Here is a 25,500-nt window from a genome sequence, read left to right as displayed (position 1 = left end):
CAGCCGCTTTTGGTCTGGAGACCGGCAGGGCTGTCACGTTACCAGGGTGATGGTCGATGCGATAAGCATCAGGGCGGCGATGCCGACGAACAGCGCGTAGATGCGCGGCCGGTCCAGCAGAAGCGCGTTTCCGGAAATCCAGGCCGACGTGGCGCCGCCAAGCGCGAACAGGAAACCGTTGCGATGGCCGAAGGTCATCGACGCGGCCATCAGCCCGCCAATGATCAAGGCGCCGAACACGATGATCACGGCGACCGCGTATCTCTCGAAGTCGTTGCCGCTGCCCATGGCCGGCCCGATCGCATTCAGATTCGGCAGGTCGTCCGGATCGAACGACCCGTATTCGTCTTGCCCCATGGATTCTCGCATCACTGGTTCTCCGCTGACCGGCAACAAACCATCAACACTTGCCGAGTGCAACCCGATCGCGCGTCCCTCTCCGCGTTGACCGTCATCTTCAACACGTTCCGGCCGCTCTTGTCACCGATTTTCCGGCTGTCTGGCTCGGATGCAACAGGCGTCTGCGCCCGGATTGCACGTCGCCATCCCATTCCTTTTGGGCCGTGTCAGCGGAGAAGGATGGTGCCGTTGATGAATTCAGCGCCGGCAGCCTTTTCGCGGCTGCGGCGGGGAGTCGCAGCGCTGCCGGCCTATGCCGGCCCGAGTGCTGATTTGCGGTTACGTGGCGTGACGCGATCTCTACCTGGCGGGCTGCAACGCGAACAATCTGGCCCCGTTCTCCTGGCCCTGCTCGACATAGCCGATGATCTTGAACCAGCGCCCGACATCAGGCCCCTGCAGCCAGCTGCGCGAATGGACGGGCAGGTTGCCGGCGAGCGCCTGGATATGCCTGATATGCCGTTTGCAGAAGCGAACGGTGGAGCCACGGAAAAAATCGTCCTGCGCGGCGAACAGCGTATCGGCGGCGTCGCTGTTTTCATGCCAGGCGATGATGGCCACGGCCTTCTCGCCCTCGACAAGCGCGTGCGCCCGGCCTTCCTTCAAATTCATCATCAGATTGTCGTAGGCGACCTTGCTGTCCTTGCCGGCCGCCGCGTATTCGTCCGACATCCGCTTGGATAGGCCATGAAAGACATCCTCGAGATCCCCGAGCGTCGCTGCACGTGCTCTCATTTCACCTCCTGCAGCCCCGGCAGCGAGTTTGCCCTAGGGATCGCACATCACCAAGCAAATTGAATCCGCTAAGGGCCTGATGAGAGCAAAGTCGTTTTCAGCGAGCCAGGCCGAGGTGGCGCAGCCAAGCACATCGGTCAAAATGGACTCGGCCCGTTCGTGGTGTATGGAAAATGGTCGTTTGCCGAGAACGTCGCGGGCAAATCGACGCTGGGCAAATGCGCTCATGATCTGTGCTTCTACCGTCGCTTTGAAGCTGCCGCGCGCCGAGGTGCGAGCTGGAGAGGGGAGCTCCGACTGGGGTACGTGGCCTCAAAGAGCACGGCATCAACGCTGTGGATGTTCTCCGATGTGTCTGCGCCAATCCTCGATGAATGTACTTCGCTGGATTTCGTCCTGTGCGGCAAGAAGCGCCGGGCCGATGCGGATGGGGCGGCCGATCCCTGAGTCCATCAATGCCTCGGGTCCGTCGACCCCGACGGGCAGGGGGGCGTCCTCGGCAAAGAAGAACGAAGCGTCCTTCGCCACCTGCCGGCCGCGAGCCGACAGGAGATAGTCGAGGAACCGCTTACCGAGACCTGGATGGGCCGCAGCAGCGGGAATCAAGGCGCCCCGCGACAGGATAAGCGCGTAGTCCCGGGGCAGCACGATGCGCAGATCTGGATTGGCGAGCGCCGCCGCATAGGCGTAGGAGCCGAGCACGTTGTAGGCGATGCTGATCCGCCCCGCTGCAAGCTCGCCAAGCACTTCATTGTTGCAGCAGCGCACGATGGTTTCTACGCGGCTCAGAGCTTCGAGCAGTCGCCCGTTTGCTGTAGGCGCCTGGCGGGAATCGTAGAATGCCAAAAGGTAGCCGATGCCGGAAGCCTGAATATCGTAGGTTCCTATGCGTGCCCGGTAGGCGTCGGGCTTGCGGCGCAGGAGTTCCAGGAGCGCGTCGTGACTTCTCGGCACATCCTCGGGCGGAACCCGGCGCCGGTCGTAAACGAACACGACGGGTTCGAACGTAAAACCGAAAACCTCGTCCCGCCAATTCCGCCAGTCTGACACACTCCGTGTTTCAGGCGAGTCGTGCCGTTGGGCGCAGCCGTCGTTGGTGAGCCGAACCAACTGGTCGACCGACGAGGAGAGGAGGATGTCAGCCTCGGAGGTCCCCGCTCTGCATGCGTCCCGTGCCTCGCGGAAAAGATCGTTTGTGACATAGTCTACGTAGTCGATCCGGATGTTGGGGTTGAGTGCCTGGAAATCGCGCAGCAGCGGCCGCATGGCCTCAAGATCCGTCGCCGCGTGGATGACCAGGCGGCCCGCCTCCTTCGCTGTCGCGGGAAAAGTCTCGCTTTCACCTTCGATGGCGCCGGCAAGGGTCGGGACCAGCCAGGCGAGCCCGGCGAGCGCGAGGGTGCGGATGTGCGCTGTCATGGCTGCCCTCGCACGAGCGGCAATTCCAGATAGACACAAAACGGCTCGTTTTCAGATCGCTCGCGGAAACCGAGCTGGCCACGCAGGACCGTCGCGACTTCCGACGCGATGGCGAAACCGAGCCCCGAGGACCCGCGCGCGTCAGGGCTTCGCGAATAGAAGCGGCTGATGATATTCGGCCAATCAGCCTCCTTGATCCCCGGTCCATCGTCGATCACCTCGATTCGACCGAAATTTTCTCGTTGGCGCACACGCACCTCCAGTCTGGCGGTCGCGCCATGACGCAGCGCATTGTCGATCACATTGACGATCGCCTCGCGCAGGCTGAGCATGTCGCCCATCGCCATGAGGTCTTCATCCGCGGGTTCGAAGGAGACGATCATGTCGGGATCCACCGTGATCGGGACGGCGTTGCGAAATGCCATGCGTGCGACATCGTTCAGCGAGACGGGCACGAGCTGGACTGAGTCGAAGCGGTGGATCACCATTGCATGGTTGAGAAGCTGATTAGTGAAGCCGGTTAGTTCGATGGTGCGGCTTTGAACGCGCTTCAGGTGACGGCGATCTTCCGGCGCAAGCCTCTGCTCGTCTATCAGGCTCACCTGGGCGGAAAGCGCCGTCAGCGGCGTGCGGATCTGGTGGGCGCTGTCGGCGATGTAGCGCTGTAGCAGTTTAATGCGCTCGTCAAGGCGGATGATGAAGTAGTTGATGGACGTCACGAACGGAGACAGTTCGTTGGGCACCGCGACAGCGAGGGGTGTCAGATCCTGCGGGTCACGCTGCCGGAGCGCGGCAGCGAGGTCATCGACTGGTCGCAGCGAGTAACGCACCGCCAGCGCTGTCCCGGCGACGGCAAAGAGGCTCATCAGCGCGACCAGCATCGTCGCCCGGACCGTCAGCTCCGAGGCGAGCGCATGGCGGGCCTCGACGGTCTGTGCCACGACGACATAGGCCCAGCCCGGCCCTTCGGGCATGCTCATGGCGTGCGACACGGTTACGGTGCGCACCGGGGCGCCCAGATAGGCGTCATCGCCGAAGATGGGGGCGGCGCGGCTCGCGGAAAGGTCCGCCTCGGCGGCCAGGTCGGCATAGCCGGTCAGGGTCGCGCCCGAAGGATCGATGACCCTGTAGAAGATGCGGTCGTCATTGGCGAGCCCGAGGATTTCGAAAGCCGAGGGCGGAAGGACGAAGCGGAGATTTCCGTCGGCGACGCTGAGGCTCTCGCTCATCTGGAAGGCCGCGCCGAGGAGCAGCCGGTCATAGGCATCGTCGGCGGCGGCGCGCGCGTAAATCCAGGCGGCGGTGATGAGCGTTCCCGCACCCAGCGCCAGAACAACGCCGACGCGCCGCATGAGGCGGGAGAACAACGAACTTCTATGCGGCATCGTCGGAGACCAGTTGATAGCCGCTGCCCCTCAGCGTGACGATCCGCGCGCGCGCGCCTTCCAGTTTCTTGCGCAGGCGCCCGATATAAAGTTCGATTGCGTTCTCGCCCGCGGCCTCCTCGAAGCCGAACAACTGGTCCAGCAGTTCATCCTTGCTGAAGACCTTGCCGGGGCGCGAAGCGAGGATCTCGAGCAAGACGATCTCGCGGCGCTTAAGCTGGATCTCGCGCTTGCCTACCATCACATTGCGGTTGGCGCGGTCGAGGCTGATATCGCCGCAGATGATGACGTTGGTCGGCTCGCCGCCGCTTCGCCGTCGCAGAAGGACACGCGCCCTTGCCTCCAACTCGCGAAAGTCGAAAGGCTTGACCAGATAGTCGTCGGCGCCGAGATCGAGCGCGCTGACCCGGTCGTCCACCTCGGAGCGGGCCGTCAGCACGAGGACGGGGACGCCGCTCCCGGACTGGCGCAGCTTCCTGAGGATGGAGAAGCCGTCGACGCCGGGGAGCATGACGTCGAGGATGACGAGGTCGTATTCGGTGAAGCTCAGGATTTCGGATGCGGCAACCCCATCGGTCTCCCAGTCGACGGTGTGGCCCGTCTGCTGAAAGCGCCGGCTAATGGCTTCGCCCACGTCATGAGTGTCTTCGACCAAGAGAATACGCACGCGCCATGATCGCATGGGTCCGTGCCGCCAACAAGTTGATGAAGGGACGCGCTCACAGCTGCGGCAAAGGCGTGACAGGATGGTGACAGGAACGCGGGCTAGTGTGATCGTGCCGGCCCGGTGGAGAGCGAAGGGGCCGGTCGGGGAGGAAATCGGACATGTCCACTGATACGCCAGGCCCAAATGGCCTGATGTAGCAGTCGGCGTGCGGAATTTTCTCGCCACCGCTCAAAATCCCGTGGGAGGAACCCTATGAAGCAAGTTTTCAGCAGTGCCCTTTTTGGCGCGGCGATGGCCGCTCTGGCATTTGCAGCATCCGCACAGGCGGAACCGACGAAGCCGGAATGCCTTGCCGGCGCCAAGCCCGGCGGCGGCTTCGACTTGACCTGCCGACTTGCGGCCAATGCTCTGCTCGAGACGAAGCAGATTTCCAAGCCCATGGCCGTCACCTACATGGAAGGCGGAGTCGGCGCCGTCGCTTACAACCACGTCATCGGCAAGCGCGGCAAGGACGGCAACGTGATCACCGCGGCGTCTTCCGGATCAGCGCTGCTCCTCGCCCAGGGCAAGTTCGGCCAGTATGATGAGAACGCCGTGCGCTGGCTCGGTGCGCTCGGCGCCGACTATGGCGTGCTCGTCGTCGCCGCGGATTCGCCCTACAAGACACTCGGCGAACTGGTCGAGGCCTACAAGGCCGATCCGGCTAGCTTTGCAATTGCCGGTGGCGGCGCCGTGGGCTCGCAGGACTGGATGAAGGGTTCACTGCTCGCCAAGGCGGCCGGCCAGGAGCCCAAATCCATGCGCTATGTCGCGCTTGAAGGCGGTGGCGCGGTTCTGACCGCCCTCGAAGGCGGCCATGTGAAAGTCGGTTCGGGCGATGCGGCGGAGATGGTCAAGCACCATGTTGCCGGCAAGGTCCGCATCCTTGCGGTCATGTCGCCGGAACGTCTCCCGGGTGATCTTGCGAATGTTCCGACCGCCCATGAACAAGGCTTCGACATCGATTGGCCGGTCTGGCGCGGCTACTATGTCGGCAAGGACGTCTCGGATGCGGATTACGACTGGTGGGTGGATGCTTTCAAGAAAGCTTCCGAAACGTCGGAATTCGCCAAGGAGCGTGAAGCGCGGGGCCTGTTCGAGTTCACCCTGCTTGGCAAGGACTTCGAGGAGCGCGTGAAGACGGATGTCGCCCGCTTCAAGATCCTCGCCAAGGAAGCCGGCATGTAGTGCGACGCCCTCGCAGGCTCCCGTCAAGACACAAGGCGGACGACCCTTGCCATCGGCATGCCGATGGCAAGGGCGGAAAGCGAGGAAGGCAGCGGACAGCGGCCGCGGTCTCGGAAAATAAAGGAATACCCATGTCTGATGAATCGCATCCCTCTCCGCGGGCCGTGCAGGTGATCGGCCGCGGCGCCGCCATATGTCTGCTCGCGCTTGCCGTCGCCTACGGTATTGGCGGAAGCGTCATCGAATACTCCTTCTCCTCCGATCCCCTAGGCCCGCGGGTCTTTCCCATAGCGCTCGCCGTGGTGCTCGGCCTGCTTGCCGTCTGGTATTTCTTCTCGCCTGGCTCCGCGGAGGGGTTTCCGTCCGGCGCTCTGCTTGCCCGCGTGCTCGCGCTGCCGGTTCTCCTGGTCGTTTCCGTCGTCCTGTTCGAACCGGCAGGCTTTGCCGTTTCCATTTTCGTCCTAACGCTCGGCTCCGCACTTATCTTCGGAGCGTCGCCGGGTAAGGCGCTCATCGGAGCGGCCGGCCATGCCACCCTCTGGTGGGTCGTCTTCTCCTACCTGCTGGAAGTCTACCTGCCGTCCGGCACGCTCTTCGGACGCTGAGGCAAGGTCGGATCGGAAAGGTTAATCATGAACCTCGAATATCTCTGGCAGGGTTTTGCGGTCGCTCTGACCGGACAGAACCTGCTCATCGGCTTCATCGGCTGCTTCATCGGTACGCTCGTCGGCGCACTGCCAGCCATTGGCCCCATCAACGGCATAGCCCTGCTGCTTCCCATTGCCTATACGATGGGCCTGCCAGCGGAGAGCACCATGATCCTGCTCGCGGCGATCTATTGCGGCGCCGAATATGGCGGCCGCATTTCCTCGATCTTGCTGAATGTGCCAGGGGATGCCGGCGCCGTCATGACGGCAATGGACGGCTATCCCATGGCACGCCAGGGGCGTGCGGGAGAAGCACTCGCCCTCTCTGGCATCGCCTCCTTCGTGGGCGGCATACTCGGTTCCATCGGCCTGGCGCTGTTCGCGCCCCTGCTGGCCGGTCTGGCGATCGGTTTTGGTCCCGCCGAATACTTCGTGCTGATGATGTTTGCCTTTGCGACACTGGGTTCGATGGTCGGCAGCTATCCTGCAAAGACGCTCATCGGCTGCACGCTCGGTCTGATGCTGGCAACGGTCGGTCTCGACGCAACGTCTGGGGCCTACCGCTTCACCTTCAACGAGCCGGAGCTTGGCGACGGCATCGAGTTCGTCGTGCTCGTCATCGGCTTGTTCTCGATCTCCGAAGCGCTGATCATCCTGGAAAACCAGGGGCGTGGCATGACTGTAATCCGCGAACTGGGTCGGATGACCGCACGGATGAGCGATATCGTGAAGTGCACCGGCACGACCCTGCGCAGCTCGCTCATCGGCTTCGTCATCGGTGTTCTGCCGGGCACGGGCGCCTCGGTGTCGAGCGCCATCTCCTACACGACGGCCAAGCGCTTGTCCGATACCGAAGGGACCTTCGGCAAGGGCGACGTGCGTGGTCTCGCCGCCCCCGAAGCGGCCAACAACGCGACGGCCTGCGGCGCCTTCGTGCCTATGTTGACGCTCGGCGTTCCCGGTTCGGGCACCACCGCCGTCATGCTTGGCGCACTGATGCTCTACAACATCCAGCCGGGCCCTATGCTACTCACCGAACGGCCCGAGATCGTGGGCGGTCTCGTCGCCTCGCTCTTTGTAGGCAACCTGATCCTGCTGGCACTCAACCTGCCGCTCGTGCAGATATTCGCTCGCGTCCTGACCGTGCCTAACTGGCTGCTCGTGCCGGGCATCTTGGTCCTGTCGATCGTCGGCGTCTATTCCACTCACTCGTCGGTCTTCTCGATCTTCCTGATGATGAGCATCGGCATGGTGGGTTGGCTCCTGCGTAAGGCGGGCTTCGAGATGGCGCCGATCATCCTCGGCTTCGTACTGGGCCGGCTGATGGAGGTGAACCTGCGCAATGCTTTGGCGATCAGCGGAGGTGATCCGTCTATCCTCTTCAGCAGTACCATCTGCAACCTGCTCTGGGTTCTGGCCGCGGCCGTCGCCATCGTGCCTTTCTACCTGTCGCGGCGTTCCCGCCGGCGCAAGATGCTGATGGCCACCGAATGAGGGGGCCGCCAGGCGAGCGGCGCCTTACTGCCTGGCGCGGACTGGCACGTCCCGATCAAGGTGTGGCGATATTCTGGGCCGCGCCTCAGCCCGAATTGCGTAGGCAGTGACCCGGCCGACCATGCGCTTCGTGCCGGTGAAGACGCGCCCGAGCAGCAGAGTTGCACCGAGTTCCATTGATGCTCGACCCGTCAGCTCACGCGGATATCGAACCGTTGCGCTCCATCTATCCGAGTTCGGGGTTGGGCGCCGATGGGCGGAACGGGATCGAGCAACTGCTTGCCGTCGTCAACGACAACAATGGCAAGCATACCGGCCAGCGCGCGGGTGGGAATCTGTCATGTGTCAACCTTCGGTCTCCAGATATTCCAGAGATACCCCGTTGCCATTCAATGGGTCGGTTTCCATCATTCATTAAGTCCAATCAGCGAACGTATCAGCGTTGCTCTTGCCGAAGCCAGATGCGCTTCGCAGGCTCGCTCAATTCGCTCGGAGTCGCGGCTTTCAAGGGCGTCGATATAGGCGAGATGCTCAAGGATCGCCGCTTGGTTGCGCTGCTTTTCGTCCCGCTTGTTCCACTGATAATGGTAGTGAAAAATGAAGGTAATGATGTCATAGAAATCGTCGATAAAGCGGTTCGGCGAAGCTTCGTTTATGAGCCGATGAAACCGGTTGTCGAGACCGGAGAAGTCGTGAAAGCGGCTTTCAATCCGCTTCAGCAGTTCGGTATGCGCGCTCTTGAGCGCGGCGAGTTTTCCCCACAGAGGAGAGTTGTCAGGCTGCCTCGAAAACAAATGCGCCGATCGTAACTCGAACATCACCCGGATCTCGAACAGCTCGAGGGCGAAGTCTTCGGTGAAGCCCTTGAATTGAGCATCTCGCCTATATCGACGCCCTTGAATAGCCAGCCGGTATTCGGCCTTTTTTCGAGCAATCCAAATCGGCTAAAGCGAATGAGGAACTCGCGAATTCCATTGGTCGCAACACCGAATTGCCGCGCAAGCTCAAGTTCGTTGATGCTGGTGCCGGGTCTGGTGTCACCCCGCAGCATCCACTCCATGAACTGCTGTTCGACGTGCTTGGCTCGGGACGTGGTTTCGTCGTCGGGATAGTAGTCGCTATCCTCCACCGCGCGGCCTGCCATCCTGACGCCGCTGCGCTCGGCGATGAGTTGGCGGTGAGCAAGTTCTTGCAGAACCTTTCGGACGGTCGTGCGGCTTACTCCCACTCGGCGTCTGAGCTCATTTTCGGAAGGCAATTCGCCGGTCAATTGTCCATCGCGCAGCATGGTGACAGCGCGGTTGAAAGCCTTCTTGTAGACAGTATCGGTCCGCATTGGACTTCCCTCTGAGCAACCTTGTCCTTTTTAGCATGAACTTTATCCATAAAAAACAACTTGACCAAGGGGCAAGTTGATTGTTTTTTATCGATAAGAGGAAGCTAAAATACAGCCTTGGTTCTGACGCCCCAAGCTTACGCAAGCCTGGGCGGGGAGGGGGTTTTGCCCAAAACGGAAAACACCAGCACCGCTGTTAGCCAAGCCTCAATGCTTGCGCCGAAGAGGCCGGGCGCCGTCCCTGGCCTGGCGCTCGGACTGGCATTGCTGGGCGCCGGCCCGGTCATCATATTGCTGTTGCTGATAGCCGTTCTCAGTTTCCTGTCACCCTATTTCCTGACCGGGCGCAATCTCAGCAATATCCTCGGCCAGACCGCCGTCATCTCGGTTGTCGCAATGGGCCAGCATTTGGTGATCCTCACACGCGGCATCGATCTTTCGGTCGGATCGAACGTTGCACTGGCTTCCGTCGTCGGCGCCCTCAGCTTTCATGCCGGCGCTCCCGCCATCGCGGTTATCGCGGTGATGGTTGGCTGCGGTGCGGCGGTGGGCGCCATCAACGGGCTCTTCTACGTCTTCGGGCGGCTGCCGCATCCTTTCATAATCACCCTGGCAACCTTGAGCATCGCCAAGGGCTTGGCGCTTCAACTGGCCGATGGGCGCGCCATTCCTGGAATGCCGGATTCGATAGATGCGCTGGGGCGCGATGCGGTCTGGGGTCTGCCTGGCTCAGTCTTTGTCGTTGCAGGTGTTGCCGCGGTCCTTTTCACTGTGGCCAAGACGATGGTCTGGGGGCGGTGGATTTACGCCGTCGGCGGTCGACCCGACGCCGCCTTGCGCATGGGCATTCCCGTGTCCTGGGTCCTGGTCTCGGTCTATGTGGTCTCAGGGTTGTGCGCCGGCATCGGCGCGGTCATACTCGCCGGCCGCACCGACGCCGGTTCTCCCTTGTTCGGCAATCTGCTTGAACTGGATACGATCGCGGCGGTGATTATCGGCGGTGCCAGTTTTCTCGGCGGCCGTGGCCATCTCGGCCATGCCCTAATCGGCGCCATCATGATTGGCGTCATCCGCAACGCACTCAACCTGCTCAACGTCAACGTCTTCTTCCAACTCATCGTCATTGGCGTGGTCATCGTGATCGCGGTCGAGTCCGACGTGCTGCGCAACTATCTCGAAGGACGTGTGCGTGTCATGCAGGCTGGGAGGCTGTGATGAGCGCCGTTGCGACCAATGCCGATCGGGCCGCCATTGCCGACCAACCCGTGCTGGCCGTACGCGGTGCCACCAAGCGTTTCGGTTCGGTTCTGGCCCTGGACGACGTCAGCATCGAAGTGCGGCAAGGCGAAATCGTCGGCCTGCTCGGCGACAATGGCGCGGGCAAGTCGACGCTGACCAAATGCATCAGCGGCGTACACCAACTCGATGCCGGGGCGATTGTCCTGGATGGTGCGCCGACGCAGATACGCTCCCCCGCGGATGCGCGCTTCGCCGGCATCGAGACCGTCTACCAGGATCTGGCGCTGTTCGACAATCTGACGCCGGGACAAAATTTCTTTGCTGGTCGCGAGCTGGCCTGGCCGCAATGGCTTCCTCGCGGCTTGCGATTTCTGCAGCAGCGCAGGATGGACGCCGAGACCCGTGTTCTGCTGGCAAACCTCAGGGTCACCCTGCCGCGGCTCGACGCGGTCGTCGCCATGATGTCCGGGGGACAAAGGCAAGCCATCGCCGTCGCCAGGTCCACCGTATTTGCCCGCAAGGTGGTCATCCTGGATGAGCCGACCGCTGCACTCGGTCTGCGTGAATCACGCCAAGTGCTCAATCTGGTTGCTGCGCTCCGCGACCAGGGCAATGCCGTGATCCTGATAACTCACAATATGGAGCATGTCGTCGAACTCGCCGATCGCGCCGTGGTGCTTCGCCAGGGCCGCAAGGTCGGCGAGTTGGTGCCGACCAGGCACAACAAACAAGAGCTGGTTTCCATGATCGTTGGAGCCTGATCCGTTCGAGATTTTGGGGACCGTTGCGGCCCTCAAATGCCTGAGGCCTTCCCCACTGGGAGGCGTCTCAATTCAAGGGAGGAATGGAATGCCAATCAACCGAAAACTGTTTGCAGGGATCGCTATCGCGGTCGTGTTTGCGCTGCCGGCTTCGGCAGCAGACAAGATCAAGATCGGCCTGATCACCAAATTCCCAGTGCCGTTCTATTCGACCATGGAACAGGCCGCCAAGAAATACGCGGCCGCTCATCCTGAAATCGAGCTGGTTACCGGCCAGGGTCAGGCCGCGACCGACATCGAGGGCCAGATTGCGCTGATCGAGTCCATGATCACGCAAGGCGTCAAGGGCCTGGCTGTCACTCCGGTCGACCCGACGGTTGCGCCGGCGCTCGACAAGGCGGTCGCTGCCGGCATCAAGGTGGTTCTCGTCGACAACAGCATTCCCAACTGGAAAGGTCAAACAGCACTGGTCTCGACCAACAACCTCAACGGCGGCAAGATCGCCGGGGAGTACCTCAAGACCGTGCTGAAGAGTGGCGACAAGATCGGTATCCTGCAGGGCGTTCCCGGGGTGCCGGCACTGGACGACCGCGTCACCGGCATGATGCAGGGGTTGGGCGACGTCAAGGTCGACGTTGTCGGCAAGGGCGCAACCAACTGCACGCTCGAACTTGGCACGTCGGTGACCGAAGACATCCTCACCGCCAATCCCGATCTCAAGGCGATCTACTCGGCCTGTGGCCCGCCAATCCCAGGCGCCGTCAAGTCGATCAGCAATGCGGGCATGGCCAATCATAAGATCATACTGGTCGGCTTCGACGCCTGCTGCGGCGAGATCGAAGCGATCAAGTCGGGCGCGGAAGACGCCAGCGTTGCACAATTTCCGGCAAAGATGGGCGAGCTTGGCATCGATACTGTGGTCAAGGCGATCCGCGGAGAGGCCGTCGACGCCAATGTGGACACCGGCGCTGGCCTCGTGACGCCGCAGAACGTCAAGGACTTCGAATAAGCTCCCACACCTTGGCCCGGCGGTCTTCTCAACCGCCGGGTTCTTTTTGGAACACTCCAAGCAAGGTGATCCGTATGAAAGCGCTCGTTTGCCGACGACCCGGCGAACTGATCTTCGAAGATCGCTCCCCACCCGGCCCGCCGGGGGCAGGATGGGCGCTGGTCAGCATCAGCCATGTCGGTATATGTGGCACCGATTATCACATCTTCGAAGGCAAGCATCCCTACCTGGCCTATCCACGTGTCATGGGGCATGAACTCGCAGGCACGGTGACTGCGATCGGGGAAGGCGTCCCTATCCGCATCGGCGAACGCGTCGTCGTAAATCCTTACTTTGCTTGCGGCAGATGCATAGCCTGCCGTGATAACAAGCCGAATTGCTGCGTATCGATCGAGGTGTTGGGCGTTCATCGCGACGGCGGTATGTGTGAAGAGTTGCTCGTGCCTGCCGACAATCTCTATCCGATCGGAGGATTGTCGCTCGACCATGCGGCGGCGATCGAATTCCTGGCCATCGGTGCCCACGCGGTGCGGCGCTCCCAACTTGCCGCCGGGAAACGTGCTCTGGTCATCGGCGCAGGCCCTATCGGACTCGGCACGGCGCTATTTGCACGTATTGCCGGCCAGATAGTGACGATCATGGACGTCCGCCGGGAAAGGCTCGATTTCGCCGAAGGTCAACTCGGTTTCCCCGTTATCGATGGACTTTCGTTGTCGCCCGCCGACCTGGTGCGGGAGCGAACCGATGGCGAGTGTTTCGACCTTGTTTTTGATGCGACCGGCAACAGGGCGTCGATAGAGGCCGCTTTCGCTTATGTGGCGCATGGGGGAGCCTTGATAATGGTCAGCGTCATCAAGGAGGAGATCAGCTTTTCCGATCCCGAATTCCACAAGCGCGAGATGATGTTGATGGGCAGCCGCAACGCGCTTCGAGTCGACTTTGACCACGTCATGGCGGCAATGCACGATGACACCGTTCCTGTGGCCAAGCTTATAACGGACCGCACGACCCTGCGCGACAGCCTCCGCGATATCCCGCATTGGGTCCACCAAAAGTCGGGGCTTATCAAGGCGGTGATAGCCGTTTAGGCTGTTCACTGAGGCACCCCAACACACAAGGGAAGCAAAAGTCGTCCGAACCATCCGGTTGGCAATGGCCGCCATCAATGCCTCGTTCACCAAGGTGTCCTGGGAACTGTTGGCGGCCGGCAGTTGCGTGGGACGCGGGAAGACCAGCATGCCGACTTCCACGCGGTCATGGCCGCAGACCACCAGGTCCTGGACCAGCCCGCCGAATGACTCCAGCATGTCGAGCCGCAGCTTGCCGGCCTGCACCCATGTGCCGGTCATCAGCTTGAAGTCGTCCGCCACCCGCCCGTCGAAGACAAGGCCACGGTCGACTCGTTATTCAAGCTGAAGTAGATGGCAAGACTTTCGGCAAATTTGGGCTTCTTATGGCTGGACCTGCCACTGCTGAAGCGTATAGCGGCGGCTGCTCAGGTGGGCTTTCGCGCTGTCGAGTTGCACTGGCCCTACGACACGCCAGCAATTGTGGCAAAACGAGAGACCAAGCGAAATTCAGCTTCGCTATGGTTTGATGAGGCTTTGGCAGTTCGCCAATAAAAGAAAACTTGGATTGCGAAATGCGGAATCGAAGTAAACGCATAAGTTATTGAAATGCGACGGAAAAATCTTAAAATAAGTGATGGTGCCCAGAGGCGGATTCGAACCACCGACACGCGGATTTTCAGTCCGCTGCTCTACCAACTGAGCTATCTGGGCCTGTTCCGGCTAACGAATAACTCGCGCTCCGGATTTCACGGGAAGCGCCGTGGGCGCCCCTTGAAAGCGCGTGGGTTATAGCATGGGAATCCGGCCTGTCCAGCGCCTAGATGTGGATTTCCTGCAGGAAAAGAAATGCTGCCCGATGGGCTGCTTCCGTGCCATGCGCGCGCCTGTTTGGCGCTTGCCAATCCCTTGCGGAAGTTGGACCGCGCCATGCCGGTCAGCTTGCGGATGGATTTGTTGAAGGTGCTGAGCGAGCCGAAGCCAGGGTTCATCGCAATGCGCGGCACGTTCGCGTCCTGATGCATCAACAGCGCCGGCGCGCGGTTCAGCCGCAACAGCTCGATATGTTCATTTGAGCGTCATACCCGTCGCGCTTTGCCCGGCTGAACTCGAGCGGCTGGACGGCGGCAGCCTGCACGCGGCATAAGGCTATGGCGTGAACATATGCCCGGAGGTTGGCGTGGCCAGACATCCCAGGATCACTTTCATCGGCGCCGGCTCGACCGTGTTCATGAAGAACATCGTCGGCGACGTGCTGCAGCGGCCAGCCCTTTCAGGCGCGACGATCGCGCTGATGGACATCAATCCGCAGCGGCTGGAAGAGAGCGCCGTCGTCGTCAACAAGCTGATCTCGACGCTCGGCGTCAAGGCGCAGGCCGAGACCCATTCCGACCAGCGCAAGGCGCTCGCCGGCGCCGACTTCGTCGTCGTCGCCTTCCAGATCGGCGGCTACGAGCCGTGCACCGTCACCGACTTCGAGGTGCCGAAGAAATACGGCCTGCGCCAGACCATCGCCGATACGCTCGGCGTCGGCGGTATCATGCGGGGCCTCAGGACCGTTCCGCATCTGTGGACAATCTGCGAGGACATGCTGGCCGTCTGCCCGCAGGCGATCATGCTGCAATACGTCAACCCGATGGCGATCAACACCTGGGCGATCGCAGAGAAATATCCTGACATCAGGCAGGTCGGGCTGTGCCACTCGGTGCAAGGCACGGCGATGGAACTGGCGCACGATCTCGACCTTCCCTACGAGGAGATCCGCTACCGTTCGGCCGGTATCAACCACATGGCCTTCTATCTCGATTTCGAGCATCGCCAGCCGGACGGTTCCTACCGCGACCTTTATCCCGACCTCATCCGCGCCTATCGCGAGGGCCGCGCCCCCAAGCCGGGCTGGAATCCGCGCTGCCCCAACAAGGTGCGTTACGAGATGCTGACGCGGCTTGGTTATTTCGTCACCGAAAGCTCGGAGCATTTCGCCGAATACACGCCCTATTTCATCAAGCAGGGCCGCCCCGACCTGATCGAGAAATACGGCATTCCGCTCGATGAATATCCCAAACGCTGCGTCGAGCAGATCGAGCACTGGAAGGGACAGGCGCAAGCCTATCGTTCGGCCGACCGCATCGAGGTCGAACAATCGAGGGAATATGCCTCCTCGATCATGAATTCGGTCTGGACGGGCGAGCCGTCGGTCATCTACGGCAATGTCCGCAACAATGGCTGCATCACTTCGCTGCCGCGCGATTGCGCCGCCGAAGTGCCATGCCTGGTCGATGCTTCCGGCATCCAGCCGACCTATATAGGCGGCCTGCCGCCGCAACTGACGACGCTGATCCGCACCAACATCAACGTCCAGGAACTGACGGTGCGCGCGCTGATGGCTGAGAATCGCGAGCACATCTACCATGCGGCGATGATGGATCCGCACACATCAGCCGAGCTCGATCTCGACCAGATATGGTCACTGGTCGATGATCTCTTGGCCGCCCACGGCGATTGGCTGCCGGCCTGGGCGCGCACAACAGCGCCGCGCGTCCATCTTGGACGCGCAAAGGACGCGGTAGCACTTTGATTTTGCGCATGATCCTTTCCGAAAATCGATTTTCGGGGTCAGGCGCCGCCCGCGAGACCGGGGCGGCCTGACGGTGCGATCCCAGCCCTATTTCGGCTCGTCGGCGTCGGGGTCTTCCTCGTCGTCGCGGGCGGAGATGACATAGGCGCCCTTCAGCCAGCGGTTGAGGTCGATGTCCTTGCAGCGCTTCGAGCAGAATGGATAGGTCTCGCGCGCCGACGGCTTGCCGCATTCGGGGCAAGGGCGCTTGGGCCGCAGCGGCGTCACCTTGTCGTCGAGGCTCATGGCCGCGCGGACTGCCAGCTTTGATGGATCTTGAAGCCTTCGCCGGAAAGCAGCGCCACTGTCTCGTAGAGCGGCAGGCCGACGATGTTGGTGTAGGAGCCGACGAGCTTGACGACGAAGGCACCGGCGAGGCCCTGGACGGCATAGCCGCCGGCCTTGCCGCGCCATTCGCCCGAGGCGACATAGGCATCGATCTCCTCGCGCGGCAGCCGCTTGAAACGCACCCGCGTCTCGACCAGCCGCTGGCGCAGCTTGCCGCCCGGCGTGATCAGGCAGATGCCGGAATAGACCCGGTGCGAACGGCCGGACAACAGCCCGAGGCAATTGGCGGCGTCATCCAGTGTTTCGGCCTTGGGCAGGATGCGCCGTCCGACCGCGACCACCGTGTCGGCGGCCAGCACGAAGCTTGGCGCATAGTCCGTCTCGGTCTTCAGCGAGGCAAGCGCCTTCTCGGCCTTTTCCTGGCACAGGCGCTTGGCCAGTGAGCGCGGATGCTCGGCACGCAGCGGTGTTTCGTCGACATCGGCGGGCAGCACACGGTCCGGTTCGATACCGGCCTGCTGCAAGAGTTCGATGCGGCGCGGGGAACCCGAGGCAAGCACCAGCTTGTGCAAAATGCTCATTGCGTTCCGGCCGGGCCTTGATCTTACTTGAAGCGGTAGGTGATGCGGCCCTTGGTCAGGTCGTATGGCGTCATCTCGACCAGAACCTTGTCGCCGGTCAGCACGCGGATGCGGTTCTTGCGCATGCGGCCGGCCGTATGGGCGATGATCTCGTGTTCGTTTTCGAGCTTCACCCTGAACATCGCGTTGGGCAACAATTCCGTCACGACACCAGGAAACTCGAGGACTTCTTCCTTCGGCATTCGATACCTTTGCTTGGATGCAGTTCCGGCGCCTAGAGCATGATGCCGAAAAGTGTGAAGCAGTTTTCGGACAACATCATGCTCTACTCTTTGACCTGGAGGCGGATTCGGATTTCAGGTCGAACAGACCCCAAATCATCCGACTCCAGCTGGAATTTCGGCGGAACCTATATGATAATCGTGCGCTTGTGAACACGCTTAATCCGTCGCGTTTTTTGCTTCTGGAAGCAAAAAACGTCGGCTTATGCGCAACTTCAGCCGCTCGCGCACATCGCGATAGGCTGCCATGATCTGTTCGCGCGTGCCGCCGGCATCGGTTGGGTCCGGCGTCGGCCAATATTCGACCTCGACGGCGAGCGAGCGGGTGAGCTCGAGCGCGGCGTGGTGCGCCTCCGGCGCCAGCGTCACGATCAGATCGAAATAGTCGTCCTCGAGATCGTCCAGCGTCCTCGGGTGACGGTCGTCCAGCGACAGGCCTTCCTCGGCAAGCACGGCATCGACGAACGGGTCACGCTCGCCGGCGCGCACGCCGGCCGAGGCGACGAAAATGGCGGCGGGCAGCATCCGGCGCGCCAGTTGCTCGGCCATCGGCGAGCGCACGGCATTCATGCCGCACAGGAACAGGATCGAGCGGGGCAGGGCGCCGGGTGCCAGGATTAGCCCCGCCAGTGCAGCACGCAGACCAGCGTGAACAGCCGGCGCGCCGTATCGAAGTCGATGTCGATCTTGCCGGAGAGCCGGTCCATCAGCGTCTGCGAGCCCTCATTGTGCAGTCCCCGGCGGCCCATGTCGATGGCCTCGATATGGCTCGGCGTCGAGGAGCGGATGGCGTCGTAATAGCTTTCGCAGATCATGTAGTAGTCCTTGACGATGCGCCTCAGCGGCGTCAGCGACAGGATATGGGTGACCACCCCGGTGCCGTCCTCGCGCGCTACGGCAAAGACCAGGCGCTGTTCGGCCAGTGACAGTTTCAGCCGGTAGGGGCCCGTGCCGCTGTCATTGACAGGCCGGAAACTGTTCTCCTCGATCAGGTCGAAGATCGCCACCGCCCGCTCATGCTCGACATCGGGCGTCGAACGGCCGATCGATTCATCGAGTTCGACATCGATCAGTTTTGCGCGGGTTTGATCGGAGCCCGTCATATCGGCCTACATGTTCAACCGTATGGCGACGGAGCGGCCATGCGCGTCGAGCCCTTCCGCCCTGGCGAGCGCGATCGCCGCCGGCGCCAGAACGCGCAACTGCTCCGGTCCAAGTCTGAGCACCGAGGTGCGCTTGACGAAGTCGAGCACCGACAGGCCCGACGAGAACCGCGCCGAGCGTGCGGTCGGCAGCACGTGATTGGAGCCGCCGACATAGTCGCCGATGGTTTCCGGTGTATGGCGGCCGAGAAAGACGGCGCCGGCATTGCGCATCCGCGACAGGAAGCCTTCGGCATCGTCGATGGCCAGTTCGACATGCTCGGCCGCGATGCGGTCGACCAGCGGCAGTGCCGCCTCGATGGTCGGAACTTCGATCACCGCGCCGAAATCACGCCAGCTCGCCGCGGCCGTCTCGCCGCGCGGCAGGCTCTGCAACTGCCGCTCGACCGCCCGTTCGACTGCTTGGCCGAATGCAGGATCGTCGGTGATCAGGATCGACTGCGCCGACACATCGTGTTCGGCCTGGGCCAGCAGATCGGCGGCGATCCACTCCGGATCGTTGTCGCCGTCGGCCACCACGAGCACTTCCGAGGGGCCGGCGATCATGTCGATGCCGACCGTGCCGAACACCTGCCGCTTGGCCGCCGCCACATAGGCATTGCCGGGGCCGACGACCTTGGCCACCGGACGGATCGTGTCGGTGCCATAGGCAAGGGCCGCGATCGCCTGCGCTCCGCCGACCCGGTAGATTTCGGAAACGCCTGATATGTCGGCCGCCACCAGCACTAGTGGCGGTATGGCGCCGCCGGAGGCAGGCACGCAGATGGCGATGCGTTCGACGCCGGCAACCTTGGCCGGTATGGCGTTCATCAGCACCGAGCTTGGATAGCTTGCGGTGCCGCCCGGCACATAGAGGCCGACGGCTTCGATCGCCGTCCAGCGCCAGCCGAGCTCGACGCCCGCGCCATCCGTGTAGCGATTGTCCTTCGGAAGCTGCTGCTCATGATAGGCGCGTATCCGGTCACGCGCGAATTCGAGCGCCTTGATCGTCCGCGCATCGGCGCCATCATAGGCGCTGGCGATTTCGTCCTTGGTTACGGCAATGCCGATGCTTTTGAGGTCGGCGCGGTCGAATCGGCTGGAATAGTCGATCAGAGCCGCGTCGCCCTCGGCGCGTACCCGCGCGATGATCTCGCGCACCGCGGCCTCGACGTCGGCGGACACTTCCCGCTTGGTGGTGAGGAAGGCGGCGAAACGCTGCTCGAAATCGGCGTCGGAGTGGCGAAGCGTGATGGCCATGAGACGCTCAAGCCCTGTGCACGGGACGTGACGTGGCTTCCCACGCGCCGCCGATGTCGGCAAGGCGGGCCTCGATGCACTCGACATCGAGCATGATGGTGCCGCCGCCTGAAAAGATCAGCTCGACGATGCCCGCGGGCTTGCTGATCTCGATGAAGCTGATGGCCAGCAGGGACAGCACCTCGGCCGGCTTGTCGCGGGCAATGCCGTTGGTCTTGGCGCCCAGCACCCGGTCGAAATGCAGCACCGCCTGGCGCCGCTCGTTATGCTGGCGAAACAGGCCTGACTTCGCCTCCCAGACGAAGCGGTTCATGGTCAGCACGAAACGCTTGGCCGACGGCAGATATTGGAGGTCGGAAACTTTCATCACGGCATCCTGGACATGGGCCGAGACGATGCCCAGGTCCTGGTCGTCGAGCGCGATAAGCTTGAGGGCATTCATGCGGATTTCGCACCTGAAAGTTGACTGTTCAGCCTTCTGTTAGAGCATGATCCCAAAAAGTGGAAATCGGTTTTTGGCAAAGATCATGCTCAGACAAAACAGGCTCTAGGCGGTCTTTTCGAAGCACGCAACCGCGATAGGGGTTCTGCGCCAGGACAATCGCCTCAGCTTTGCATTGCCCCTCATCGTCCTGCCGGGCACTTCTCCCCCGTATAGAGACGGGGAGAAGGACGCATCTCGATCGCGGATGCCGACAGGCAAATGAGGGCGGCGCCGACGCGACAATTGCCCATTAGACGCCGCCTTGAAGCGGCTGCCTTGGGCTCCCTAAGCGGAAATCCGCTCGATCACCGCGCCGCAATTGGACAGCTTTTCCTCCAGCCGCTCGAAGCCGCGGTCGAGATGGTAGACCCGGTTGACCGTGGTCTCGCCTTCGGCCGCCAGGCCGGCGATGACCAGCGACACCGAGGCGCGAAGATCGGTCGCCATCACCGGTGCGCCTTTCAGCTTGGCCACGCCGTCGACGATCGCCGTCTGGCCGGAAAGCGTGATGTGGGCGCCGAGCCGGGCCAGTTCCTGGACATGCATGAAGCGGTTCTCGAAGATGGTCTCGGTGATGCGCGACTTGCCTTTGGCCATGGTCATCAGGCCCATGAACTGCGCCTGCAGGTCGGTCGGGAAGGCCGGGAAGGGCGCCGTCGTCACGTCGACAGGCGAAATGCCGGCGCCATTGCGCTTAACGCGGATGCCGGAATTGGTCTGCGTGATCTCGGCGCCGGTCTGCGAAATCACGTCCAGCGCGGTCTGCAAAAGCTCGGGGCGCGCGCCTTCGAGCACGACGTCGCCGCCGGTCATGGCGACCGCCATGGCATAGGTGCCGGTCTCGATGCGGTCGGGAATGACGCGCACGCGGGCGCCCGACAACGCTTCGACGCCATCGATGGTGATAACAGGCGTGCCGGCGCCGGAAATTTTCGCGCCCATGGCGTTGAGGCATTCGGCGAGGTTGACGATCTCGGGTTCGCAGGCGGCGTTTTCAAGCACCGTTTCGCCCATGGCCAGCGATGCCGCCATCATCAGCACATGGGTGGCGCCGACCGACACCTTCGGGAACACATAGCGGTTGCCGACAAGGCGGCCATTGCGGGTCTTGGCGATGACATAGCCGGTGTCGACGTCGATGTCCGCGCCCAGCGCCTGCAGGCCTTCGAGGAACAGGTCGACCGGGCGCGTGCCGATGGCGCAGCCGCCCGGCAGCGACACCTTGGCCTCGCCCATGCGGGCCAGCAGCGGCCCGATCACCCAGAACGACGCCCGCATCTTCGACACCAGCTCGTAAGGCGCCGTGGTGTCGACGATGTTGCGGGCCGAGAAGTTGATGGTGCGCGAATAGCCCTCATTCTGCTTCTCGCGGCGGCCATTGACGGAATAGTCGACGCCGTGATTGCCGAGGATGCGGATCAGCTGCTCGACATCGGCCAGATGCGGCACGTTTTCCAAGGTCAGCGTGTCGTCGGTCAAAAGCGAGGCGATCATCAGCGGCAGGGCTGCGTTTTTCGCGCCCGATATCGGAATGCTTCCGGCAAGCTCGTTGCCGCCGACAATTCTGATGCGATCCATTGGAGAACGTCCCTCTCGGCCAAAAAGGCCGCTTCAATCGTTTGAGTGTCGGCCCGTCTAGACCATCGGCCGGTCTGGTTCAAGAAATAGGATTTCGCCCGCTGCGCCCCAAGAATGGCCGATTTGAGTTAATCTTTTTGCATTTCCTTGGAAGCGGTGAGCCCGTCCGGCCGCTGGTCGGCCTCGCCGGTGCGGCGCGAGCGCGACTGCGCTTTGCGCTTCTGCAGATTGGCGCGCAACTGCTCGGCAAGCCTGGTTTTGCGGTCCGTGCCGCTGTTTTTCGGTGGAATTGTCTTGCCGCTCATCGTCCCGTCCCGGCCGGCGACCGGCCAAACCGATATTCAGGGATAGCCAAGATTGTGGCGCCGCCATGTCATTGAAAGCTATCCGGCAAAGGCTTTCACAGAAGCGTTGTTCTTGGCCTTGCGCTTGTCGGTTCGATATGGCAGAAGCCCCGCCATCGGCGGCTGCGGTAGCTCAGTGGTAGAGCACTCCCTTGGTAAGGGAGAGGTCGAGAGTTCAATCCTCTCTCGCAGCACCAGTCTATCTCCGAATCCCGAATTTACCCGCTTTGACGCCGGCGTGCGTCGCACCAGCGCTGTTTGGCGCCCGCGATCCTGCCCGTCTGCCTTCCTCGCGCCAGCAAACCGATCTTTCACGCGCCAACGGCTTGTCGCGCGCGCCCGTCGATGGCTAAATAAACGCTCACAGGGGAAGGGAGCATGGCACTTCACCTTTCGGCGGATGCCCCGGCTTTAGTCGCAGCCGCGCCGCAAAAATATCTCTTTGGCCCGTTCATCGACTTTTTCATGCTTGGCGGAAGCGCGCTTCTGATCCTGCCGGTCCTGTATTTTGTGCCGCTCAGATACGAAGCTGCCGTGACGCTGACGATGTTCTTGCTTTCCCATCTCATAAACCAGCCGCACTTTGGTCATTCATACCAGATCTTCTATCGCAATTTCGCGCGCAAGGTGTGCGGCGACGGCTACAGCCGCAATCTGCAGATCCGCTATATTTTGGCGGGCATCGTCGTCCCGCTGGCGATGATTGCCTTCTTTGCCTATGGCTCATTGACGGGGAACACCCGGCTGCTCGGCTATGCGACCAACGCGATGGGCTTTTTCGTGGGCTGGCACTACGTCAAGCAGGGCTACGGCATGCTGATGGTGGATGCCGTGCTGAAGCGCAAATTCTTCGGCGATCAGGACAAGAAGGTGTTGCTGGTCAACGGCTATGCCGTGTGGCTGTTCGCATGGCTTCAGACAAACGTGGTCATCACCCAGAGGCAGTTCTGGGGTTTGGACTACTACACCTTCGCGGTCCCGCCGTGGCTCATCACCATCGCCATGTCGATCGCCGCCGCCTCCTCGGCGGCAACCGCCGTGATGTTCATCAATCGCTGGCGCAAGCACGGTGGCGCGCTGCCCTATAATGGCGTTGTCGCCTATGTCGTGTCCCTCTATGCCTGGATCCTGTTCGTGACATTGAACCCGCTCTGGCTGCTCGTCGTGCCGGCGATGCATTCCTTGCAATATCTGGCGGTGGTCTGGCGCTATCAGACCAATCTCGAGCGCGACCGTGCCGATGCCGTCGAGAAGCCGGCATTGAAGCTCCTGTCCATTCTTGGACCGCTGTACAGGCTGCGCGTGCTGGCGTTCATCATCGTGGGCGCAATTCTGGGAGCGCTCGGTTTCTGGCTGGTGCCGATGGCGCTGGCCGACCTCATTCCTTACGACAAGGCAGTGCTCGGCTCATCGTTTTTCCTCTTCATCGCCTGGATATTCATCAACGTGCACCACTACTTCCTGGACAATGTGATGTGGCGGCGCGGCAATCCGGAAGTCTCGAAATATCTGTTTCGCTGAAGCAGATCCCATTGCGGGCAACCGCCATTGCGGGACAGCGGTTCTGGGCACGAACACGATTCGTTAACCAAGACGCTGTTCATCGGCGTGTTGTAGAACGGATGGCCCGTCTGCGTGGTCAAGCCTGCTTGTCAGGTAGAGCTTGAAAAGAAGGCTCCGCATCAGGCGAAGACGTTAAATCGCCCGAAACAAGAACAATGTGCAAGGCATGAACGTGATTGAAAGCGAACAAAATGGCGCCTCCCATCGTTGGACATGGCTGCCGGCCATTGCAGTCGCGTTCCTTTGCATGTGCGTCACCACTGCATTCGCGGAGACGCGCGCCCTGAAGATCCAACATCTCCATACGGGCGAGAAGGCCGAGATCGTCTTCAAGCGCAACGGGCGCTACGATCAGGCGGGATTGAAGAAGATCAATTTCATGCTGCGCGACTGGCGCCGCAACGAGCCGACCAGGATGGATCCGCGCCTGCTCGACCTTGTCTGGCAGGCCTATCGGGCCAGCGGCTCGACAGCCTATATCCATGTGGTCAGCGCCTATCGTTCGCCGGCGACCAACGCCATGCTGCGCGGCCGCTCGAAGGGCGTGGCCCGGGAAAGCCAACACATGGTTGGCCGCGCGATGGACTTCTTCCTGCCGGATGTGCCGCTGAAGAAGCTGCGCGACATCGGCCTCAAGATGCAGGGCGGCGGCGTCGGTTATTATCCGACCTCCGGTTCGCCTTTCATCCATATGGATGTCGGCAATGTGCGGCATTGGCCGGGCATCAGCCGCCAGGAACTCGCCAGGGTCTTCCCGAACGGCAACACGCTGCATGTGCCGAGCGACGGCAAGCCGCTGCCCGGCTACGAGCAGGCGTTTGCCGCCTACAAATCGCGCAAGGCAGCCGGCACGCCCAACATCGAACTGGCAAGCGCCGACGGCGGCCAGCGCAGGCCGGCACGTGGCCTGCTGGCGACGCTTCTGGGCAGTCGCAGCTCGGACGAAGCGGATGACGTCGAGGAAGCGGTGCCAGCGCCACGCAAGCCGGCCAAATCCGTTGAAACCAAATCCGTTGAACCGAAGTCCGTTGAACCCAGGCCGGCCGGACAGGGCATCGCCATCGTGCTGCCGGAGGCAGCCCAGCGGGCGGATATCCAGCGGGCTTCCGCCGCTCCGGCCGAAGAAGCGCCAGTCGAGCAGCAGGCGAAGACGCCTGAAGCGATCGTCATGGCGATGAAGCCAGGCGCGGTGCCTCTGCCGGCCTTCGCACCGCGCGCCGAGGCCACGGTGAGTGTTCCGATCGCCGCAACGCCGACCCGAGAAACCGTGCCTTTCGCGACAGCCAGCGCCTCCGCGGCTCGGGCCGAACTGTCGGCTGCCAAGCCGGCGGCAGCCAATGCCGAAATTCCCTTGGGCAACACGAATGCCGCTGCCGCAACCGCCGCGCCGGACGTGGTGTCGCTCAATATCCCCTTGCCGACATGGCGGCCGCGGACAAGCGCCGGGCCTCGGCCGGAGGCCGGATCCGGCGATGTCATCGCTGCCTTGCTGGCAAGGCATCATGCCGGCCCCGATGGACTGGCCGGCCGGCGGCTACCGGTCTCCGCGTCGAAACCCGAAGATCGCGTCGGGGCGAGCCCCAAGGCCGACCGTGTCCAGCCACGCGGTGACGCCAAAGCCCCGCCTGTCATTGTGCCCGCTGCGTCGGCCGGCCGGCCGTTCGGGGCGGGTCGCGAGATCGCCGGCAAGGTGGGTTCGGCAGCGGCGCCTGTCATTGCCTCCAATTTCATCCGTACGGCGCCCGAGCACGTCTATCTCGACGGGTTCCAGCCGCGAGGAAAGACGTCCGACCACCGCCGCTTCACCGGCTCCGCGGTGAAGTTCCTGCCCATCGCCAGCTTCAAATAGGTCGACGAACGCACGCGTTGGACGTGGCATGTATAGGTATGTGCGCGATACCGGACCGCTTCGATCCGATCTTCGCCTGCTTCGAAACGATGGCTCAGGCAATCGCCATGTGCAATGTGTCGGCATTT

26 protein-coding genes, 2 tRNA genes and 1 pseudogene are annotated in these 25,500 nt (G+C 62.1%); 11 read left to right on the top strand and 18 right to left on the bottom strand.

Annotated features, from left to right (window positions below; all coding sequences use genetic code 11):
- Positions 1-33: 33 nt before the first annotated feature.
- From FJ938_RS20330 to FJ938_RS20305, 6 genes are all read right to left on the bottom strand, one after another.
- Positions 34-369 (bottom strand): hypothetical protein, encoded by a 336-nt coding sequence (locus FJ938_RS20330; RefSeq protein ID WP_140610342.1) that lies wholly within the window; start codon positions 367-369, stop codon positions 34-36.
- Between the two features lie 330 nt (positions 370-699).
- Positions 700-1,134, bottom strand: a complete 435-nt coding sequence (locus tag FJ938_RS20325) for a hypothetical protein (RefSeq protein ID WP_140610341.1) — start codon at positions 1,132-1,134, stop codon at positions 700-702.
- A 33-nt stretch (positions 1,135-1,167) separates the two neighbouring features.
- Positions 1,168-1,362, bottom strand: a complete 195-nt coding sequence (locus tag FJ938_RS20320) for a hypothetical protein (RefSeq protein ID WP_140696738.1) — start codon at positions 1,360-1,362, stop codon at positions 1,168-1,170.
- Positions 1,363-1,461: 99 nt separating this feature from the next.
- Positions 1,462-2,553, bottom strand: coding sequence for an ABC transporter substrate-binding protein (locus tag FJ938_RS20315; RefSeq protein WP_140696736.1), 1,092 nt, complete (start codon positions 2,551-2,553; stop codon positions 1,462-1,464).
- Entirely contained in the window at positions 2,550-3,905 is a 1,356-nt protein-coding gene (locus FJ938_RS20310) for a sensor histidine kinase (RefSeq protein ID WP_246673436.1), read from the bottom strand. The genes FJ938_RS20315 and FJ938_RS20310 overlap by 4 nt, the downstream gene beginning before the upstream one ends.
- A gap of 22 nt (positions 3,906-3,927) precedes the next feature.
- Positions 3,928-4,605, bottom strand: coding sequence for a response regulator transcription factor (locus tag FJ938_RS20305; protein ID WP_140696730.1), 678 nt, complete (start codon positions 4,603-4,605; stop codon positions 3,928-3,930).
- 252 nt (positions 4,606-4,857) lie between these two features.
- Between FJ938_RS20305 and FJ938_RS20300 the strand changes: the two genes are divergently transcribed.
- From FJ938_RS20300 to FJ938_RS20290, 3 genes are all read left to right on the top strand, one after another.
- The gene (locus FJ938_RS20300) at positions 4,858-5,832 is read left to right on the top strand and encodes a tripartite tricarboxylate transporter substrate-binding protein (protein WP_140610337.1); all 975 of its coding nucleotides are present in this window, start codon (positions 4,858-4,860) and stop codon (positions 5,830-5,832) included.
- A 131-nt stretch (positions 5,833-5,963) separates the two neighbouring features.
- Positions 5,964-6,437 carry a tripartite tricarboxylate transporter TctB family protein gene (locus FJ938_RS20295; protein WP_140610336.1) on the top strand — a complete coding sequence of 158 codons (474 nt, stop codon included), beginning with the start codon at positions 5,964-5,966 and terminating at the stop codon, positions 6,435-6,437.
- A 27-nt stretch (positions 6,438-6,464) separates the two neighbouring features.
- The gene (locus FJ938_RS20290; RefSeq protein WP_140696727.1) at positions 6,465-7,973 is read left to right on the top strand and encodes a tripartite tricarboxylate transporter permease; all 1,509 of its coding nucleotides are present in this window, start codon (positions 6,465-6,467) and stop codon (positions 7,971-7,973) included.
- A gap of 407 nt (positions 7,974-8,380) precedes the next feature.
- On the opposite strand, the pseudogene FJ938_RS20285 reads toward FJ938_RS20290, so the two are convergent.
- A pseudogene (locus FJ938_RS20285) lies at positions 8,381-9,309 on the bottom strand (GntR family transcriptional regulator).
- Positions 9,310-9,519: 210 nt separating this feature from the next.
- On the opposite strand from FJ938_RS20285, the gene FJ938_RS20280 reads away from it, so the two are divergent.
- The 4 genes from FJ938_RS20280 (at position 9,520) to FJ938_RS20265 (ending at position 13,406) form a co-directional block, all read left to right on the top strand.
- On the top strand, positions 9,520-10,524 hold the full coding sequence (locus FJ938_RS20280; protein ID WP_140696724.1) for an ABC transporter permease: 1,005 nt from the start codon (positions 9,520-9,522) through the stop codon (positions 10,522-10,524).
- Complete coding sequence (locus tag FJ938_RS20275; RefSeq protein WP_140696721.1) at positions 10,524-11,309, top strand: ATP-binding cassette domain-containing protein; 786 nt, start codon at positions 10,524-10,526, stop codon at positions 11,307-11,309. The genes FJ938_RS20280 and FJ938_RS20275 overlap by 1 nt, the downstream gene beginning before the upstream one ends.
- Positions 11,310-11,397: 88 nt before the next feature.
- Positions 11,398-12,318: a sugar ABC transporter substrate-binding protein gene (locus tag FJ938_RS20270; RefSeq protein ID WP_140610332.1), complete on the top strand. Its 921-nt coding sequence runs from the start codon at positions 11,398-11,400 to the stop codon at positions 12,316-12,318.
- 74 nt (positions 12,319-12,392) lie between these two features.
- A complete protein-coding gene (locus FJ938_RS20265) occupies positions 12,393-13,406 on the top strand; it encodes a zinc-binding alcohol dehydrogenase family protein (RefSeq protein WP_140696718.1) in 1,014 nt (337 codons plus the stop codon).
- A gap of 617 nt (positions 13,407-14,023) precedes the next feature.
- Here the strand turns inward: FJ938_RS20265 and FJ938_RS20250 are convergent.
- Positions 14,024-14,099 (bottom strand) — tRNA-Phe (locus tag FJ938_RS20250).
- Positions 14,100-14,134: 35 nt separating this feature from the next.
- Positions 14,135-14,410 carry a hypothetical protein gene (locus tag FJ938_RS30430; protein ID WP_140696771.1) on the bottom strand — a complete coding sequence of 92 codons (276 nt, stop codon included), beginning with the start codon at positions 14,408-14,410 and terminating at the stop codon, positions 14,135-14,137.
- A gap of 155 nt (positions 14,411-14,565) precedes the next feature.
- On the opposite strand from FJ938_RS30430, the gene FJ938_RS20240 reads away from it, so the two are divergent.
- Positions 14,566-15,963: an alpha-glucosidase/alpha-galactosidase gene (locus tag FJ938_RS20240; RefSeq protein WP_140696716.1), complete on the top strand. Its 1,398-nt coding sequence runs from the start codon at positions 14,566-14,568 to the stop codon at positions 15,961-15,963.
- Positions 15,964-16,050: 87 nt separating this feature from the next.
- Here FJ938_RS20240 and yacG read toward each other — a convergent pair whose 3' ends face one another.
- The 9 genes from yacG to FJ938_RS20190 all read right to left on the bottom strand — a co-directional run bounded on the left by yacG (position 16,051) and on the right by FJ938_RS20190 (position 21,921).
- The gene (gene yacG / locus FJ938_RS20235) at positions 16,051-16,248 is read right to left on the bottom strand and encodes a DNA gyrase inhibitor YacG (RefSeq protein WP_140610326.1); all 198 of its coding nucleotides are present in this window, start codon (positions 16,246-16,248) and stop codon (positions 16,051-16,053) included.
- Positions 16,245-16,871, bottom strand: coding sequence for a Maf-like protein (locus tag FJ938_RS20230; protein WP_140610325.1), 627 nt, complete (start codon positions 16,869-16,871; stop codon positions 16,245-16,247). Before FJ938_RS20230 ends, yacG begins: the two co-directional genes overlap by 4 nt.
- A gap of 23 nt (positions 16,872-16,894) precedes the next feature.
- Positions 16,895-17,113, bottom strand: a complete 219-nt coding sequence (gene infA, locus FJ938_RS20225; RefSeq protein ID WP_006200926.1) for a translation initiation factor IF-1 — start codon at positions 17,111-17,113, stop codon at positions 16,895-16,897.
- Positions 17,114-17,311: 198 nt separating this feature from the next.
- Positions 17,312-17,782: a low molecular weight phosphatase family protein gene (locus tag FJ938_RS20215; protein ID WP_140696710.1), complete on the bottom strand. Its 471-nt coding sequence runs from the start codon at positions 17,780-17,782 to the stop codon at positions 17,312-17,314.
- A complete protein-coding gene (locus tag FJ938_RS20210; RefSeq protein ID WP_140696707.1) occupies positions 17,770-18,255 on the bottom strand; it encodes a UPF0262 family protein in 486 nt (161 codons plus the stop codon). The genes FJ938_RS20215 and FJ938_RS20210 overlap by 13 nt, the downstream gene beginning before the upstream one ends.
- 6 nt (positions 18,256-18,261) lie before the next feature.
- Positions 18,262-19,554 carry a histidinol dehydrogenase gene (gene hisD, locus FJ938_RS20205; RefSeq protein WP_140696704.1) on the bottom strand — a complete coding sequence of 431 codons (1,293 nt, stop codon included), beginning with the start codon at positions 19,552-19,554 and terminating at the stop codon, positions 18,262-18,264.
- Between the two features lie 7 nt (positions 19,555-19,561).
- Entirely contained in the window at positions 19,562-19,996 is a 435-nt protein-coding gene (locus FJ938_RS20200) for a DUF2948 family protein (protein ID WP_140610320.1), read from the bottom strand.
- 327 nt (positions 19,997-20,323) lie between these two features.
- Entirely contained in the window at positions 20,324-21,616 is a 1,293-nt protein-coding gene (murA, locus tag FJ938_RS20195; protein ID WP_140610319.1) for a UDP-N-acetylglucosamine 1-carboxyvinyltransferase, read from the bottom strand.
- Positions 21,617-21,744: 128 nt separating this feature from the next.
- Positions 21,745-21,921 carry a hypothetical protein gene (locus FJ938_RS20190; RefSeq protein ID WP_140610318.1) on the bottom strand — a complete coding sequence of 59 codons (177 nt, stop codon included), beginning with the start codon at positions 21,919-21,921 and terminating at the stop codon, positions 21,745-21,747.
- A 161-nt stretch (positions 21,922-22,082) separates the two neighbouring features.
- Here FJ938_RS20190 and FJ938_RS20185 point away from each other — a divergent pair.
- The 3 genes from FJ938_RS20185 (at position 22,083) to FJ938_RS20175 (ending at position 25,372) form a co-directional block, all read left to right on the top strand.
- Positions 22,083-22,157 (top strand) — tRNA-Thr (locus FJ938_RS20185).
- 181 nt (positions 22,158-22,338) lie between these two features.
- On the top strand, positions 22,339-23,481 hold the full coding sequence (locus FJ938_RS20180; RefSeq protein WP_140696702.1) for a hypothetical protein: 1,143 nt from the start codon (positions 22,339-22,341) through the stop codon (positions 23,479-23,481).
- 208 nt (positions 23,482-23,689) lie between these two features.
- Positions 23,690-25,372, top strand: coding sequence for a DUF882 domain-containing protein (locus tag FJ938_RS20175; RefSeq protein ID WP_140696699.1), 1,683 nt, complete (start codon positions 23,690-23,692; stop codon positions 25,370-25,372).
- The last annotated feature ends 128 nt before the right edge of the window (positions 25,373-25,500 follow it).

The sequence above is a fragment of the Mesorhizobium sp. B2-4-14 genome, from assembly GCF_006442155.1.
Lineage (GTDB): Bacteria > Pseudomonadota > Alphaproteobacteria > Rhizobiales > Rhizobiaceae > Mesorhizobium.
This window is presented reverse-complemented; position numbering and strand designations above follow the sequence as displayed.

What these genes read in the sequence shown, in the direction of transcription:
- FJ938_RS20330 (WP_140610342.1), bottom strand. Translation starts at nt 369, where the DNA reads ATGCGAGAATCCATGGGGCAAGACGAATACGGGTCGTTCGATCCGGAC.
- FJ938_RS20325 (WP_140610341.1), bottom strand. Translation starts at nt 1,134, where the DNA reads ATGAGAGCACGTGCAGCGACGCTCGGGGATCTCGAGGATGTCTTTCAT.
- FJ938_RS20320 (WP_140696738.1), bottom strand. Translation starts at nt 1,362, where the DNA reads ATGAGCGCATTTGCCCAGCGTCGATTTGCCCGCGACGTTCTCGGCAAA.
- FJ938_RS20315 (WP_140696736.1), bottom strand. Translation starts at nt 2,553, where the DNA reads ATGACAGCGCACATCCGCACCCTCGCGCTCGCCGGGCTCGCCTGGCTG.
- FJ938_RS20310 (WP_246673436.1), bottom strand. Translation starts at nt 3,905, where the DNA reads ATGCGGCGCGTCGGCGTTGTTCTGGCGCTGGGTGCGGGAACGCTCATC.
- FJ938_RS20300 (WP_140610337.1), top strand. Translation starts at nt 4,858, where the DNA reads ATGAAGCAAGTTTTCAGCAGTGCCCTTTTTGGCGCGGCGATGGCCGCT.
- FJ938_RS20295 (WP_140610336.1), top strand. Translation starts at nt 5,964, where the DNA reads ATGTCTGATGAATCGCATCCCTCTCCGCGGGCCGTGCAGGTGATCGGC.
- FJ938_RS20290 (WP_140696727.1), top strand. Translation starts at nt 6,465, where the DNA reads ATGAACCTCGAATATCTCTGGCAGGGTTTTGCGGTCGCTCTGACCGGA.
- FJ938_RS20280 (WP_140696724.1), top strand. Translation starts at nt 9,520, where the DNA reads ATGCTTGCGCCGAAGAGGCCGGGCGCCGTCCCTGGCCTGGCGCTCGGA.
- FJ938_RS20275 (WP_140696721.1), top strand. Translation starts at nt 10,524, where the DNA reads ATGAGCGCCGTTGCGACCAATGCCGATCGGGCCGCCATTGCCGACCAA.
- FJ938_RS20270 (WP_140610332.1), top strand. Translation starts at nt 11,398, where the DNA reads ATGCCAATCAACCGAAAACTGTTTGCAGGGATCGCTATCGCGGTCGTG.
- FJ938_RS20265 (WP_140696718.1), top strand. Translation starts at nt 12,393, where the DNA reads ATGAAAGCGCTCGTTTGCCGACGACCCGGCGAACTGATCTTCGAAGAT.
- FJ938_RS30430 (WP_140696771.1), bottom strand. Translation starts at nt 14,410, where the DNA reads ATGCATCAGGACGCGAACGTGCCGCGCATTGCGATGAACCCTGGCTTC.
- yacG (WP_140610326.1), bottom strand. Translation starts at nt 16,248, where the DNA reads ATGAGCCTCGACGACAAGGTGACGCCGCTGCGGCCCAAGCGCCCTTGC.
- FJ938_RS20230 (WP_140610325.1), bottom strand. Translation starts at nt 16,871, where the DNA reads ATGAGCATTTTGCACAAGCTGGTGCTTGCCTCGGGTTCCCCGCGCCGC.
- infA (WP_006200926.1), bottom strand. Translation starts at nt 17,113, where the DNA reads ATGCCGAAGGAAGAAGTCCTCGAGTTTCCTGGTGTCGTGACGGAATTG.
- FJ938_RS20210 (WP_140696707.1), bottom strand. Translation starts at nt 18,255, where the DNA reads ATGACGGGCTCCGATCAAACCCGCGCAAAACTGATCGATGTCGAACTC.
- hisD (WP_140696704.1), bottom strand. Translation starts at nt 19,554, where the DNA reads ATGGCCATCACGCTTCGCCACTCCGACGCCGATTTCGAGCAGCGTTTC.
- FJ938_RS20200 (WP_140610320.1), bottom strand. Translation starts at nt 19,996, where the DNA reads ATGAATGCCCTCAAGCTTATCGCGCTCGACGACCAGGACCTGGGCATC.
- murA (WP_140610319.1), bottom strand. Translation starts at nt 21,616, where the DNA reads ATGGATCGCATCAGAATTGTCGGCGGCAACGAGCTTGCCGGAAGCATT.
- FJ938_RS20190 (WP_140610318.1), bottom strand. Translation starts at nt 21,921, where the DNA reads ATGAGCGGCAAGACAATTCCACCGAAAAACAGCGGCACGGACCGCAAA.
- FJ938_RS20180 (WP_140696702.1), top strand. Translation starts at nt 22,339, where the DNA reads ATGGCACTTCACCTTTCGGCGGATGCCCCGGCTTTAGTCGCAGCCGCG.
- FJ938_RS20175 (WP_140696699.1), top strand. Translation starts at nt 23,690, where the DNA reads ATGAACGTGATTGAAAGCGAACAAAATGGCGCCTCCCATCGTTGGACA.